General features: G+C 63.1%; 1 protein-coding gene and 2 pseudogenes. 1 reads left to right on the top strand and 2 read right to left on the bottom strand.

The window, feature by feature from the left end:
- A pseudogene (locus QT222_RS01095) lies at positions 1-411 on the top strand (phosphatase PAP2 family protein); the annotation flags it as partial.
- 9 nt (positions 412-420) lie between these two features.
- On the opposite strand, the gene QT222_RS01090 reads toward QT222_RS01095, so the two are convergent.
- Complete coding sequence (locus QT222_RS01090; RefSeq protein WP_004058347.1) at positions 421-1,122, bottom strand: class I SAM-dependent methyltransferase; 702 nt, start codon at positions 1,120-1,122, stop codon at positions 421-423.
- A gap of 139 nt (positions 1,123-1,261) precedes the next feature.
- A pseudogene (locus QT222_RS01085) lies at positions 1,262-1,411 on the bottom strand (glutamine synthetase); the annotation flags it as partial.

Below are 1,411 nucleotides of genomic sequence, written 5' to 3'. Positions count from 1 at the left end.
CTCATACTCGTCTTTACGGTCGCCGACGCGGACGACGTTCCCGGCCACCTCGACCCGACGCGACTGTTCGCACTCGCGGTCGGGCTCAGCGCCGTCGCCCTCGCAGTGGTTATCGCAAGCGGGACGCCGCACCACGCGGCAAACGCGTCTGCCGCCCTCGGCGGGTCACTTGGCGGTCTCGTCGGCTGGTCCCGGCTTTCTGACCACGAGTCGCTGCCGACACTGTCGCTCCCGGCTGCACTCGTGTCCCTGCTCGGTGCGGGCGCGCTCTGGGTCGTTGCCGACGCGCTCCACGTGCTTCCAATCGCGATTCTCGCGACCGGAACTGTCGTCGCGTTCATCCTCGCCGCGCCGTGGATACAGAGCCGACTGAGCGGCGATGCGGCGGCTGGGAAATCTGTCGAACAGTAGTCGCCCGGCTTACGACCTCAGTCGGGCGGAGAAAAACGTCCACGGGTGGTCCTCGTTGTCTTCGGCGTCTGCGTCCTCGGCCTCGGTTTCTGCGTCTGCGCCTTCGGTGTCTGCGTCTTCTCCGTCTTCCTCATCCGGGTTCATCGTCTCTGGCGCGCCCCACGTGTCGGTGACGCGGAATCCCGCGTTCTGTAGTTGCGCGCGCGTCTCTTCGGCACCGGCGATGTTCCACTCCATCCGAACACCGCTTTCGAGCCAGTCGGGGTTCTCGCCAACCCACTCGTTCGTCCCCTCACACAGGAGGACGCGGCCACCGGGCCGAAGAACCCGAGCGAACTCGTCGATGACCGTCTGGTGGTCGTCCATCGGCACGTGAATCAGCGACCAGTAAGCGACGACGGCATCGAAGGTGTCCGATTCGAACGGGAGTGTCGTCATATCCCCCTGCAGAAGCGGAGCGTCGGGGACGCTCTCGGCGGCCAACGACAACTGCCCGCGAGAGAAGTCGAGCCCCACTGGGGCCGCTTCGGACGCCAATCGAGCCAGAATCGGTGTTCCCTGTCCACACCCCGCGTCGAGCACGCGAGGCGACTCGGAGAGCGAATCGAGAAACTCCGCGAGAATGTCTGTTCCGTCTCCATCTCCAGTGCGCTGTTCGGCGTGCACTGGAGCCAAGTCGTCGTATGCCCGACGAACGTCGTCTTTGTTCACTCTCACTGAACGCTGGTGACTCGTGTTATTGTAAGTATTTTGTGCTATTCTGGGAACAAACCAACCGACTATATGCCCGGCCTTGCCGCTCTCGGTGACGGGGTCCGAAAGATAAGAGACTGCTGAGAGTTCGTCGCGCTTAGAACGTCTCGAGGTACCGGTCGATTTCCCACTCGGAGACGGCGACGAGGTAGTCCTTAAACTCGGAGCGCTTCGCTTCGACGAACTTCTCGGTGACGTGCTCGCCGAGCGCGTTCTGGATGACTTCGTCTTCTTCGAGGGCGTCGAA

Source organism: Haloferax sp. s1, from assembly GCF_058382125.1.
This window is presented reverse-complemented; position numbering and strand designations above follow the sequence as displayed.